The sequence below is a fragment of the Paenibacillus sp. NRS-1760 genome (assembly GCF_050467785.1).
Lineage (GTDB): Bacteria > Bacillota > Bacilli > Paenibacillales > Paenibacillaceae > Pristimantibacillus.
The window spans coordinates 201,152-215,244 of the sequence record NZ_JBITPK010000021.1 but is presented as its reverse complement, the minus strand read 5'-3'; the positions used below and the strand labels follow the sequence as shown (position 1 = coordinate 215,244).

Annotated in this window: 11 protein-coding genes; 10 read left to right on the top strand and 1 reads right to left on the bottom strand. The window is 43.8% G+C overall.

Going from position 1 to position 14,093, the window contains the following annotated elements; genetic code table 11:
• Nucleotides 1-137 precede the first annotated feature (137 nt).
• From ACIFSR_RS29110 to ACIFSR_RS29095, 4 genes are all read left to right on the top strand, one after another.
• Nucleotides 138-1,862 (top strand): extracellular solute-binding protein, encoded by a 1,725-nt coding sequence (locus tag ACIFSR_RS29110; protein ID WP_430061898.1) that lies wholly within the window; start codon nt 138-140, stop codon nt 1,860-1,862.
• 73 nt (nt 1,863-1,935) lie between these two features.
• Nucleotides 1,936-2,856, top strand: coding sequence for an ABC transporter permease (locus ACIFSR_RS29105; RefSeq protein ID WP_430061895.1), 921 nt, complete (start codon nt 1,936-1,938; stop codon nt 2,854-2,856).
• 17 nt (nt 2,857-2,873) lie between these two features.
• Complete coding sequence (locus tag ACIFSR_RS29100) at nt 2,874-3,770, top strand: carbohydrate ABC transporter permease (RefSeq protein ID WP_339208431.1); 897 nt, start codon at nt 2,874-2,876, stop codon at nt 3,768-3,770.
• 44 nt (nt 3,771-3,814) lie between these two features.
• The gene (locus tag ACIFSR_RS29095) at nt 3,815-5,788 is read left to right on the top strand and encodes a glycosyl hydrolase family 28 protein (protein ID WP_430063171.1); all 1,974 of its coding nucleotides are present in this window, start codon (nt 3,815-3,817) and stop codon (nt 5,786-5,788) included.
• 65 nt (nt 5,789-5,853) lie between these two features.
• Here the strand turns inward: ACIFSR_RS29095 and ACIFSR_RS29090 are convergent, their stop codons facing one another.
• Nucleotides 5,854-6,744 carry an AraC family transcriptional regulator gene (locus ACIFSR_RS29090; RefSeq protein ID WP_430061892.1) on the bottom strand — a complete coding sequence of 297 codons (891 nt, stop codon included), beginning with the start codon at nt 6,742-6,744 and terminating at the stop codon, nt 5,854-5,856.
• Between the two features lie 222 nt (nt 6,745-6,966).
• Between ACIFSR_RS29090 and ACIFSR_RS29085 the strand changes: the two genes are divergently transcribed.
• From ACIFSR_RS29085 to ACIFSR_RS29060, 6 genes are all read left to right on the top strand, one after another.
• Nucleotides 6,967-8,574 (top strand): ADP-ribosylglycohydrolase family protein, encoded by a 1,608-nt coding sequence (locus ACIFSR_RS29085; protein WP_430061889.1) that lies wholly within the window; start codon nt 6,967-6,969, stop codon nt 8,572-8,574.
• Nucleotides 8,575-8,644: 70 nt separating this feature from the next.
• A complete protein-coding gene (locus tag ACIFSR_RS29080) occupies nt 8,645-9,778 on the top strand; it encodes an SGNH/GDSL hydrolase family protein (protein ID WP_430061886.1) in 1,134 nt (377 codons plus the stop codon).
• Between the two features lie 42 nt (nt 9,779-9,820).
• Nucleotides 9,821-10,639: an alpha/beta hydrolase gene (locus tag ACIFSR_RS29075; RefSeq protein ID WP_430061883.1), complete on the top strand. Its 819-nt coding sequence runs from the start codon at nt 9,821-9,823 to the stop codon at nt 10,637-10,639.
• 234 nt (nt 10,640-10,873) lie between these two features.
• Nucleotides 10,874-11,593, top strand: coding sequence for an SDR family NAD(P)-dependent oxidoreductase (locus ACIFSR_RS29070; protein ID WP_339208437.1), 720 nt, complete (start codon nt 10,874-10,876; stop codon nt 11,591-11,593).
• 48 nt (nt 11,594-11,641) lie between these two features.
• On the top strand, nt 11,642-12,451 hold the full coding sequence (gene coaW / locus ACIFSR_RS29065; RefSeq protein ID WP_430061879.1) for a type II pantothenate kinase: 810 nt from the start codon (nt 11,642-11,644) through the stop codon (nt 12,449-12,451).
• 125 nt (nt 12,452-12,576) lie between these two features.
• Nucleotides 12,577-14,019 (top strand): serine hydrolase domain-containing protein, encoded by a 1,443-nt coding sequence (locus tag ACIFSR_RS29060; RefSeq protein WP_430061876.1) that lies wholly within the window; start codon nt 12,577-12,579, stop codon nt 14,017-14,019.
• Nucleotides 14,020-14,093: the final 74 nt, after the last annotated feature.

Genomic DNA, 14,093 nt, shown 5'->3' with positions numbered 1-14,093 from the left:
TTGCTCGGCAAATTTTTGCACATAGGTAAAAAATAGATAAGCAGAAGTAAAGAAATGGCCTGTTACGTAAGTCGATGTAGCGGGCTTATACTTTATTCATGCAAGTGACAGCGTTTACAACAAAAGGGGGATTGAACATGCAACACAAAAGCTTTAAGCGATATTTAATTCTCGCTACAGCAGTCATGCTTCTCTTAACATCAGCATGCAGCACTACGAATAACGGAGCGAGTGGAAACAAGGGTAAGCAAGAAAACACTGCAAACACAGGCGACAGCAAGGGCGCAGCGAATTCGACAGACAAACCAGCCGATGGTGTTCCGCTGGGCAAATATGAGCCTGCAATTGAGGTGACAACCGTAAGATCGCTGCCGCCGTCGATCAAGTTCGAGAAGGGCGACAGCATAGACAACAATATTTGGTATCGCAGTTATGAAGAGGAGCTGGGTATTAAGCTGATCAATAAGTGGAGCGTTCCACAGACACAGTGGCAGCAAAAAATGAATGTGACCATCGCATCTGGTGATATTCCTGATATTTTGACGGTGTCAGCTAATGAGCTGAAGCGCCTTGTCGATGCCGATATGGTCGAGGACATGACGGAAGTATTCGAGAAATATGCTTCGGAGAAAACCAAGCAAGTCATAAGTAATGATGGAGGCAACGGAATGAAGGCCTCCACCTTCGAAGGCAAATTGCTTGCGCTGCCTGGTGTTACCTTCACAGGTACCGGTGCGCAGATGTTATGGATTAGACAAGATTGGCTGAAGAAGCTTAATTTGCCTGAGCCCAAATCTTTGGAGGACGTATATCGCATCGCCGAGGCGTTTGCGAGTCAAGATCCTGATGGCAACAACCAGAAGGACACGATAGGGCTGGGTGGAATCAATAAGGATTTGAATTCCTTAATGGGCTTCTTCGAGAGCTTCCATGCCTATCCAGGCCGCTGGGTCAAAGATGATTCTGGACAGCTCGTCTACGGAGATATACAACCAGGGCTCAAGCCTGCGCTGCAGAAGCTGCAGGATCTGTTCAAAGCAGGTCTGATCGATCCAGAATTTGCGGTCAAGGATCAGGCTAAAGCATACGAATTAATTGCCGGTAACAAAACGGGCATGTTCTACTCAGGCGAGGGTGCCGTGTGGTGGCCTTTGACGGATCATTATAAGAAGGAAAAGTCGGATTGGAAGCCGTATCCACTCATTTCCTTTGACGACCAGCCAGCAAGTACCTCAGGCGGCATTCCGGTTGGGAATTATTATGTCGTTCGCAAAGGGTTCGAGCATCCGGAAGCGCTCGTAAAGCTGCTTAATTTTGCAGTAGAGAAGCAATATGGTCCGGAAGGACGTCTGGACGCCTATTGGTACGGGGGAGAAAACAAGGAAATTAATGTTGCGGCATTTGCAGCTGTTATCATAAGTGATCCACTGGAGCTGATAAATATTCACCGAGGTGTTCAGGAATCGGTTGATGCAGGGAAGTATGTAGATAATCCGATTGCCGATGTAAAGCATCATTATGACCTCTACCAGTTGTGGTTATCGGGGAAATTTATAGACAGCAACGAGGAAGGGCAGGCCTGGTCTTCCTATAAATGGGCTGGACCAGGAGGCGGTATGAATGTAGTCAGCGACTATGTGAAGGATAACAAGTATCTGGTTGATGAATATTCGGGACCAAGCACGCCAACGATGACAGCCAAGAAAAGCACACTGGATAAGATGAAGCTGGAAGTGTTCACGAAAATTATTATGGGGCAATCGGATGTAAGCGAGTTCGATAAGTTTGTAGCGGATTGGAAGAAATTTGGCGGAGATGCAATTACGGCTGAAGTAAACGAATGGTATAAGGCTAAACAATAACCTGAGAATGGAGAGGAAGCAGCTCGAATGGCTTGCTTCCTTTCTTACTCTATCAGCTTAGAAAGGAATGATCATGTTGCAAGCGGCGACCGTCAAAAGAAGACGATCTTGGAAGAAGCATCTACCTCTGCATCTTATGCTGGTGCCCGGAATTCTATTGTTAATCATGTTTCATTATATCCCTATGGCAGGAATCGTCATTGCCTTCCAGAATTTCATTCCTGCTAAAGGCTTCTTCGATTCCAAATGGGTGGGTTGGAACAATTTCGAGTTTATGCTCCAAATGCCTGGGATTGGCCAAGTGTTATGGAACACCATTTTTATTGCTTTTCTGAAAATCATCTTCGGTCAAATTGCCCCTATTGTGACGGCATTGCTGCTTAATGAAGTGCGGAAATCATCGATCAAGAGATCGGTGCAGACACTTATTTATTTGCCGCATTTCCTATCGTGGGTCATTCTTGGCGGCATTCTGATCGATATTCTCTCACCATCACAGGGACTACTGAATGAAGTGATTAGCTGGTTTGGAATGGAACCGCTATTTTTTCTTGGCAATGATAAGCTGTTTCCTTATGTGCTCGTTGTCACGGATGTATGGAAGGAATTTGGATTTGGCACGATTGTTTATCTCGCTGCGCTTACAAGCATTAATCCTACATTATACGAAGCCGCCATTATGGATGGGGCAGGCAGATGGAAACAAACGATTCATGTGACATTGCCAGGCATGCTTCCCATCATCGTGCTGCTCGCGACAATCGGGCTTGGGGGCGTACTGAATGCAGGCTTCGACCAAGTATTCAATTTGTATAACCCGCTTGTCTATCGTACGGGAGATATTCTAGACACTTTTGTTTATCGACTAGGTCTTATCGATGCTCAATATGCGGTTGCGACAGCTGTCGGCTTATTCAAATCTGTGGTCTCTTTGATTTTTGTAGGAGCCTCGTACTGGCTGGCTTATCGTATAGCTGGATACCGTATTTTTTAAGGAAAGGAGAGACCGTTATGGACATCAATGATTCACTGGGACGGAAAGTTTTTCTTATCTGCAATAATGTTTTCCTTATTACGTTAGCTGTTGTTTGTTTGCTTCCTCTAATTAATATATTAGCTCTGTCGTTTAGCTCAAGCTCGGCGGCGACGGCAGGGGCGGTCAAGCTGTGGCCAGTTGATTTTACGCTGAGCTCCTATAAGTACGCACTGTCCAAACCGGAATTTTTACAGTCGCTTTTTGTTTCGATTGTGCGGGTTGTCCTTGGTACGATTATCAGTTTATTGGTGGTTGTTATTTCCGCGTATCCGTTGTCGAAGGAACGGACGGACTTTCCGATGCGAACCTTCTATGTTTGGTTTTTCTTTGTAACCATTTTGTTTAGCGGGGGATTAATCCCAACCTACATGGTCATTCGAAATTACCATATGCTTGATACGATCTGGGCACTTGTACTTCCAGGCGCTGTGGCGGTGTTCAACATCGTGCTGCTGCTGAATTTCTTTCGCGGTACACCAAAAGAAATTCAGGAAGCTGCACTTGTTGATGGATGTACAGAGTGGCAACTGCTCTGGAAAATGATGGTTCCCATCTCGATTCCTGCACTGGCGACAATTTTGTTGTTTACATGCGTAGGCCAGTGGAATGCCTGGTTTGATGGACTGATCTATATGAACTCTCCTACGAATTATCCGTTGCAAACGTATCTGCAGACACTTGTTGTAAGCACGGAGTTGTTTACCGCAGGGGGAAACCTGACAGCGGAAGATATGAAGGCGTTAGCTGAGGTATCCGACCGTACAACCAAAGCTTCTCAAATTTTTCTAGCAGCACTGCCTGTGCTTGTTCTGTATCCGTTTTTGCAAAAGTATTTCATGAAGGGCATCGTGCTGGGCAGCGTGAAAGGATAGATTCAAGAATTATTATGACTTCATATCGGGAGGAATGGTTTGTGATGAAGATGAAGCTATTACTTGTGTTGCTTTTGATGGCAACCTTTTTGAATGTTGGGGAGGCGCATGCTGTGAGTCAGGAAAATAAGCAGATCTCTTCCAAAATCGTTACTTGGGAAACGCCTGATTGGCAGCAAAAAAACAAGAGCTTTTCGGTTTGGATAAGAGAGAATGGCAAGAAAACGTGGAAGGAGCTTTATGTTTATAACGTAAAGAACGGTGAGCAGAAGGAGCAAGATGTACCTACGGATGCAGCTATGGTTAACGTAGACTTTACAGGTACAGTTGAGTTTAAGGTAACTTATAACACGGATAAAATCAAAGATTATGAAATACGCCCTTCGGCTTATGGAATAAATGCTAAAAAAACAGAAGGAAATACATTAATCTTTTCGCTCACGCAAAATAATAAAGCTCCATTAAAGCCCACCATTATGGTGAATGGCAGCTGGAGTGAGGGCAATTTGCACATCCTTTCAAACACGCCTGAGAATGATGCGCCTTCACAGAATGCCGCAAACGTTTATGTCATAAATCCTGGCGACCCGATCCCGCTTTATTTGCCAACGGGAAAAGATACGTATTATTTTAAGCCGGGCGAGCACGAGCTGCCAAAAGGGATGTGGGTTGAGCTTGATCTCGAGGAAACCGTTCAACTGGAAAAATTTGATTTGGTGCAGCAGCTAACCGACTCCCAGTGGTTTGCAAAAGGACCCCAACGATTTGTGATTGAGGCCAAGGAGAGAAAAGACGACCCGTATGTAAAAGTATACGATGGGTATGAGAATAATAAGGAAGGAACAGTCACCGATTTATTGAGCAGCGTGAACGCGAGATATGTAAAGCTTGTCCTACTAGGTAATACCGGATCAAGTCATTATGTAATGACATCATTGGCAAGCGAATTTAAGCTTTATAAAAAGGGAGACGATTCTACAAATATTGCAAAGTGCAAAGCGGTAAATGGGGCATTCCCCAGTTACTCCAATATGACTGACGGCAATGATTCTACTCATTATATGTCGTCTACTGGTTATGGCAATTGGCATGCAGGAGAAGCGTTTTATATCAGTCAGAGCGATACGACTGTTTATTTGGCACCAGGCTCGCTTGTCAAAGGGTCAATTTCTGCAGATGATCTGAGCAACATTACAATTAAAGGCCGAGGTATCATGTACGGTGGTGATCTTTTGCGGCCTAGAAATTACGCTGAGGGACGAAGCGGGGCGATATGGATTACGAGAAGCGCTAATTCAAAGGTAGAAGGCATTACACTGATCGATTATCCGATGTGGTCAGTCGTTATGAACTTTACGGATCAAACGTCGATCAAAAACATAAATTTTTTCGGTTCGATGGTTAATGCTGATGGCATTCACCTCTCAGGCAGCAAAAATGCGCAGGTTTCAGGCGTCTTCATAAGAACGACGGACGATAATTTTGTCATTTATCATTATGGTGAGAGTTCAAATATAACGGTGAAGGATTCTATATTCTGGGCAGATAATGCTCGTCCTATTTTGCTAGGCTTGGGAGATACGCCAAATGCGACGATCGATAAGGTTAACTTTGAGAATATCTATATTTTGAATCAACGAGGCGTATGGGATCTGAATAAATATAATGGTGCGATTCAAATTTGGGCAACAGGAGGGAACAAGATAAGCAATATTGCCTTTAAAAATATTCATATCGATGAGTTCGAAGCTCCGGGGGACTCTATGCTTTTTCAAATCAAGACAGATGAGATGGCTGCTGGAATTGCGCCTGGTTCTGTGAGCAACGTCTCCTTTAACAACATTATCTACCGCGGCAAGCTTCCACGAAAATCTCTTATTAGCGGCGTTGACGACAGCCATAATGTGAGCGGGATCGTATTTAACCGTTTTAAAATAAACAATACGTTATTGTCTTCTACTAACATGAAACAGTTTATCGAATTTAAGGGGAAGTATTCGGATATAAAATTTAAATAGCATCAAAAAAACGGAAAATAAGCTGCTGACCTGCCTGTTATGGGCAGGTTTTTTTGTGTTTGCTATCAGGAAGGATGCATGCGTTCACGGAAAGCGGTAGGGCTGATTTTCTCATATTGTTTAAATAATTTACTGAAATAAAAGGTGTCTGAGATTCCGACATCTTGAGAGATTTCTTGTACCGATCGATTTGTACTTTTTAATAAAAACTTTGCTTTTTGAATTTTTAACATGTTCGTATATTTGATGATGTTTGTACCTGAATATTTCTTAAAGATTTGACACAAATATTCATACGTACGATCCATGCTGCGTTCTATTTCTTCTTTTGACAGGTTGTCGGTGTATGCTTCATCTAATAGACGAACCAATTTCCGATAAATAACAAATGATTCGGGAATGTAACGCTGATTTTTGGATTCGACTAAAATAGATAAAGCAATGGATTCCAAGATTTGCGCAAATTGCAGCGTTGAGCGAAAACGAAAGTATACTTCTGGTTTTGAGAAGGTCTCCAGCAGCTTTTCGAATTGGGAAAGAAGTTCATAAGGACGAGGGAATTGAAAATGCCTAGGCAGGATCAATTCATCGACATGCTCATATTCAAAGGTACGTAGATCCTGGTGCTCCAGCAGCGAATAATCGATGCCAGATGCCAAGTCTCCGACTTCCTTCAGAGAAGGCGTGCAGGAAAATTGAACCCAGAAGAAATTGACTTTGGGGTTCGTTTTTTTCCAGCTGTAATGCCGCTCCCACGGTTTTAAAATGAAGATATCTCCGGAGTTCAGCTCCAGCTGTTCGGATTCCACTTGCAGATAAATGGGTCCTTCGGCAACGACCATCAGTTCAAAAAAAGGATTGGAATGCTCCATCATATAGAGGTTATCATTGCCTTGTTGTATGCCAGCCCATCTCACATCAAGGCTCGCGAGCCTCGACATCGTAAAAAAAGACATGAAATCCCTCCCGTACCTATTCAATATGATCAATTAATTATAGGAGATTATGGTACCTCTGACAACACTGCGAACATACGAATATGAACCGATAGAATCGATGAAATGGAACGGTTTTTTTTAACATTATTTATTTTTAAACCTTAACAATGTCGATGTTTCTCGTACTGTTTCGTTGATAAACTCATTGATGTAACCACTATGAGAATAAGAGGTGCAACGATGAAAATTTCATTAGACCAGTATAAGAACAAAGTGCGCGGATGTTGGATCGGGAAAAACGTCGGAGGGACGCTCGGAGCGCCATTTGAATGCAAACGCGGGGTGCTTAATGTCACTTATTACACCCATGATCTGACGCAAGGAGTCCTTCCTAACGATGATTTGGATTTGCAATTGGTGTGGTTAAATGCAGCAGAGAAACACGGGAAAATGATTAATTCACGAATATTGGGCGAATATTGGCTGTCTTATATCGTTCCTAACTGGGCCGAATACGGTGCAGGGAAAAACAATATGCGGATGGGAATCGTGCCGCCGTTATCCGGTTATGTAAACAATAAATTCCGTGACAGCAATGGGGCTTTTATTCGCTCGGAGATATGGGCATGTCTCGCACCCGGCCATCCGGATATCGCTGTGAAATATGCTTTTGAAGATGCGGTTGTTGATCACAGTCATGAGGGTGTCTATGCGGAAGTATTCTTCGCAGCCATCCAAAGCGCCGCTTTCGTAGAGAGCGATACGTATAAGTTAATCGACATCGGACTTTCATACCTTCCAGATGATTGCGGATCTGCAAAAGCGGTTCGGACAGTTATAGAATGTTATCGTTCGGGTATGAGCTGGCAGGAAGCTCGAATTCGTGTGCTGACTGAGCTGCCTGGCAGCTTCGGTATTATCGGGATGACTCCGGAACTGTTGACGGATGAAGTTCCTGTCGGGGAAATGGGCTGGGATGCGCCAAGCAACGTTGGAATTACTATCATCGGCTGGCTTTACGGAGAAGGCGACTTTGGCAAAAGCATTTGTATCGCGAATAATTGCGGTGAAGATACCGATTGTACAGCGGCAACACTTGGCGCCATTATGGGGATTATTGGCGAGCCTGAGCGTGTGCCGTCGGAATGGCTGGAGCCTATTGGGGACGAGATCAAAACCTTATGCATCAATCTGGGAGATCAAGGCTTAAAGATCCCGAAGACGGTGACGGAACTTACGGATCGCATCTTAAAGCTGACACCGATTTTTCTTGGAAGCGAGTATTGTGACTATGTAAATGCGGAACGCGGATATACAATCGAGACTAAAGAAGATAAGGATTTATATAATCATCCGAAAAGAGTAAACTGCTGGGTTTATCGTGAAACCTCCGATTTGTTCAAGCAAAGCCCATTTATGGTCCATTACGACTTTCAAATCTTTTCGGTCTATTTGGATTATCGGAATGAACCTTTTGTATCGGAGGCTCAGCCAAAAAGGTTCCGCCTTGTCTTGGACAACCAACTGTTTATACAGCAGTGGTTAAACGTCAAATGGCATTTGCCGGAGGGTTGGACCGTGTCTCCAGGACCGAATATTAGCGTACCGCTTGAGCAGTATCACTGCAATGTTGGCTATAATGAGCTTTTCTTTGAGTTGACGCCTAATGCATTAAAGGAGCCGCGATATGATCTGATCGTCGAGATCACATCGGCTGGACGGCCTACGAAGGGTCTAATTCCCATCGTTTTATTGAATGTGCCCCAAGCTGCCGAAGAAGAAACTGTATCTCTTGTGGAGGATCGTTCAAAGGCTCCTGCCGCCCACATGATCCGATCAGTTATTTAGTTAAGCTAAGCGGGTGAATCCTAATCCTACATTTTACTATTGTTTGTAGCGTATTTTAGGGGGGAAAGTTTTGAACACAAATTCATTCAATAAAACAAATGCCACAAGGATACCGCCCAAAATATTCACATTCAGCGATGCTTGGACGGAATGGCTGCAAGGCAGCAAGTTCCCGATTGCTTTCTTCGGAGATAGTACTGTGGACGGTGCGAATACGTCGGGTTGGGTTGCCAATACGATTGGTTTGGACAGCACATCACCGAACACTTTCTCGAAGAAGCTGGAGGAGTTGCTTAGGCAAGCTGCACATAATAATATTTTACGTATTTATAATTCGGGATTTAGCGGTACGAATGCAAGTTGGGCGGTAACCATTCTAGAGATGCAGTTCGGAGCAGCATCCGACTATCATGACGTACAAATGATCGGAATCGGCTTCGGTATTAACGATCGGCTTCTCTACAAAAATGAAAAAGCTTATCGGGACGGATTCAAAGCTTCGATCAAGCAGATTATTAATTGGTGCTACTCAAAAAATATTCAGCCGTTTCTACTGACGACCCAAGCGATTGTCGAACCCGGGGTAAAGACCGAATATGCAGAAGATTACAAGATGAGAACGAGTGAACATATCGCTTGTATAGCTAATGAGGTCAAAAGAGAACTTGCAGAAGAGTACGCTCTTCAGCTCATTGACATGAACAAGTATACGGAGTTGTTTTTACAATATTCCTCTATCAGTACGCAACGGATTATTTCAGATCGACTGCACTTTGGAGACATTGGACATCAGTATGAAGCAGAAGTACTCTTCTCCTGCCTATCCCCTCGTACAATCGTCGTAGATGGCTATACCAAAATTGATTATTCGAGTCAAAAAATTAAGGACAGTGTACCAGATGACTGGTTGTCCATGCCGAAGGTGCTGACGGATTGTTTCAAAGTTTACGTTGACTATACGAAGGCAGATATGGGGGACATGATTATCATGTCTGCATCGGTTTTTGTTAACGCCAAGCGGAAGCTGACGTTGAAGGCTTTTAGGGGGAGCTCGCCGGATACCTATGTGAAAATAAATGGAGTTCCTCTAAGGTTAACTGGCTCTGAAACAATCATCGATCAGTTGGACCAAGGGTTGTATAACCTGGAAGTGTTTACAGGGGCGTCATTGAAGGTGGACTTTAAAGGCTTCATTCTAGAATAGAGTAAGTGTTGACATACCTATAACAGCTTGGAGGCTAAACAAATGACAACTCCGACAGTGATTTGGCCAAAAGGTGCACCTCATATTATTAGTGGAGAACCGCAAGGAGACCCAACATTAACTCCTTATTTGGTTGAAAGTGCTGTTCCTACAGCAGCTATTATTGTATGTCCAGGCGGTGCCTATGGCATGCTGGCAGATCATGAAGGTGAGCCGATCGCCCACTGGTTTAACAGGATAGGCATTTCTGCTTTCGTGCTGAAGTATCGGTTGGCGCCTTACAAGCATCCTGTTCCAATGCTTGACGCTCAGCGTGCCATCCGTTATGTACGTCATCATGCAAAAGACTGGAATATTGATGCGGAACGAGTAGGTGTGATAGGTTTTTCCGCAGGCGGTCATCTTGTGTCCACAGTTGGAACACATTACGACAGAGGGCGAATGGGGGATCTTGATCCAATTGAGAGGGAAAGCAGTCGTCCTGACTTGCTTATCTTATGTTATCCCGTTATCAGTTTTGGAGAGTTCCGTCATCATCATTCCATGGTCAATTTGCTTGGGGAATTTTCTTCTGAGGAGCAAAGACGTGACTTATCCAATGAGCTGCAAGTAACGGCGGATACACCACCTGTTTTTCTGTGGCATACGGCAGATGATGAGGCCGTTTCGGTGGAGAACAGCCTTCTCTTTGCACAGGCATTAAATAGGCATTATGTTCCTTGTGAACTGCATATGTTCGAGAGTGGTCCGCACGGTATGGGATTAGCCGAGAACGATGCAAGTGTCGGAACGTGGACATTGCTGTGCAAGGAATGGTTGAAAAAACGAGGCTGGAGAGTAGTAGAGGGAAAAGCTCCATAATAATATTTTTACAACGTTGAAAACAAGCAGCAGCTCCTATCGAATGATGATATGGAGCTGTTGCTTGTTTTTAGTTGATTTCAAATAGATGGTGGCCGAGCTGGAAAAGAATCATGGTCTTGTAGAACTTACCGCCTACTCTTATAGACTTGATTTTCTCATTAATTAAATATTATTATATATAAAGTATATGAATGTAATAGTGATTATGAAATAAAACCATAGGAGGATTATATGAAAAACTTTATTATTTTTGGAGCGAGTAAAGGACTCGGTGAAGCATTCGTTAAAGGATTACCGGAATCGGGGGACAACGTATGGATAGTTTCCAGAAGCAGTCCCAATGGTTTGGGACTTAACGATGGTGTTCATCGCTATTGGATTGAAGCTGATCTAGCGTTGAATGAAGCAAGCGATAGAATTGCGAGTAGATTACATGATGTCGTCATAGACGTATTCATATATAATGTTGGGATATGGGAAAGCAATGGATTTATGGATGACTACGATTTTGAGAAAGATGATCCTAACGAAATCGTTAATATTATAAATGTAAATGTAACATCCGCAATTACTTGCATCCAGAAGCTGCTGCCGAATTTAAAAAAATCAAGCAACGCAAAAATTTTCTTCATCGGATCTACATCAGGTCTCGAAAATAATGACAGTACACAAATTTCATTTGTAGCCTCGAAATTCGGATTGCGTGGAGTAAGCAATTCTTTGCGGGAGCATGTGAAGAAGTACGGAATAGGTGTAACCTGTATAAACCCAGGCGAAATTGCAACTCAGATCCCATATGAAGATGGAATAGAGAAAGTTTTATCGGCTTATAATGGGACACAGATCCCCCTTCAGGATATTGTATCTTTGGTCAAATGTGTGATGAATCTCTCAAGGGCTTCCTGTGTGAAAGAAATAAATATTCCAGCCATGCTCAGCACGAGTGTATGATTGCACGGACAAAACATGTTAATGGGAGAAAAGAGATGACAAATCAAGATGAATATTGGAATTGATGCTGGCGGGACACTTATCAAAGTCGCATATATGAAAAATGATCTGCTCGAATTTGAAAAGTTTCCTATTGCTGATTTGGAGCATGTGGCATCTTGGATAAACGGATTAGATAACATTAAGATCTGTACGACTGGCGGTAAAGCCACTTTTTTGAGATCGTTATTAAGTCAAAAAGCTGAACAAATCGTTGAATTTGAAGCAACATCGAATGGTGTGCGACATCTTCTTGCAACGTGTGGAATAACGGAGGAGTCATACATATTAACGAATGTTGGCACCGGAACTTCAATTCACCATATAGACAAAAGCGAGCAGCAGCGCGTCGGCGGTACCGGGGTCGGCGGCGGCACCATGATGGGGCTATCACAGCTGCTTACAGGGTTAACTGACTATGATAGCATTGTACCTTTAGCTGCTAAAGGTATACGAGATCGTATAGATTTAAAGGTAAGTCAAATTTATAAGGGGACAGTGCCCCCTATACCGGGAGATTTAACAGCCAGCAACTTCGGGAATGTTGACCCTATGGTATTGAAAGCAGATTTGGAAAATGAAGAACTACTAGCTTCTGTCATTGGAATGGTAGGGGAAACGGTGGCGACCGTTAGTGTTCTTGCGGCCGGACAATGCGGCGTATCCTCTGTCGTATTCATCGGTTCGTCGTTTATTCGAAATGAATTTCTTAAAGAAGTGGTACAAAGCTATACGAGGCTTAGAGGGGCAAATCCCATATTTCTCGAAAATGGGGAGTATTCAGGTGCCATTGGCGCTTTGCTGCATGTGAGTAAATAAACACAGCTAGCAAGTAGAGTATTCAAGGAAATGATAGTTCAACGAGACATCTATGATAGCGCTAACAAAAGTGCTTGCCAGTCCTCTGAAGTTGCAGTAAGTTAGTAGTATAAAGGAGGAATGAAATGATGGAACGGACTACTCTTCATTTACCCAGAAGTCAGCCGGAAGCACAAGGAATACCCTCCGCTGCTGTAATTGCCTTTTTAAATACTGTAAAAGAAAAAAAGCTGGAACTGCATAGTCTTATGCTGCTTAGACATGGACAGGTAGTAGCAGAGGGATGGTGGAAGCCTTATGCATCAGATATTCCTCATATGCTGTTCTCGCTTAGCAAGAGCTTTACCTCAACTGCCATGGGTCTCGCTGCTGCTGAAGGGAAATTGTCGTTAAACGATGCGGTTGTATCGTTCTTTCCGGAGGATGTTCCAGCCGAGATGAATTCTAATTTAGCTGCGATGGAAATCCGTCATTTGCTGATGATGGGAACAGGCCATGATCAGGACACAACAAGTAAGCTGCAGCAGTGTGAAGATGGAAATTGGGTCAAGGCGTTTCTGGATGCTCCTGTTGAGCATGCACCTGGTACACATTTTGTTTATAACAGTGGGGCTACATATATGCTGGCAGCTATACTGCAGAAGGTGACTGGTCAAACGCTTCTTGAATATTTGCAGCCGCGATTGTTTGAACCGCTTGGCATTGAAGGTGCGACATGGGAATCTTGTCCTCGGGGAATCCATGTTGGCGGGTGGGGGCTAAACATTACCACGGAGGATATTGCTAAGTTTGGCCAGCTATATTTGCAGAAAGGCGTGTGGAATGAACAGCGTCTGCTACAGGAAGATTGGGTTGATGAAGCGACGTCAGCACAAATATCCAATGGAGACGGTGGAGTGAGTGACTGGGCACAGGGTTATGGCTACCAGTTCTGGCGATGTCGGCACGGAGTGTACCGCGGTGACGGTGCATTCGGTCAATTTTGTATCGTAATGCCCGAGCAGAATGCGGTGCTGGCAATGACAAGCGGTACAAATGATTTGCAAGGTGTCCTGGATGTGGTATGGGATCACTTGCTCCCAGCAATGGAATCTTCGTCACTTCCTGCAAATCAGGATGCACATTCGAAGCTTGCGGATGAATTGCAGCAGTTAGCGCTGCCGCTGCCGCAGCTGCCGCCGGATTCACCATTGGAAACCATCATTGACGGCATTGAATATACGCTCGAAGTCAACGAACCGCTTTGGAAAAGCATTTCTATATCCTTCGAGGCTAATAAAGCTGTCGTCCTTCTGAGCAAGGAGGATGTTGAATATACGATTAAGCTTGGTCGAGGTGCATGGGTAGAGGGAACGACGCCTCTGTTTCAGGGAGAATATCAACGCTTCGTTGGCAGCTTTGCTTGGGAGCAGGAAAACACGCTTCAGCTGACCTTGAGGTTAATCGAAACGCCTTTCTCTATTCATGTCCACATTTTATTTGATGGTGACAACGTTGTATTAAGTCAAAACTCAAATGTATTAGCTGAAAAGTCTGAAATTCGTGGACGGAAAACGGATGTGAAATAGTTAAAAGCCGCATTAAATGCGGCTTTTTTTTTTGAGATAACTGTGATTAACGTAACATTATTGATAAGTTGTTT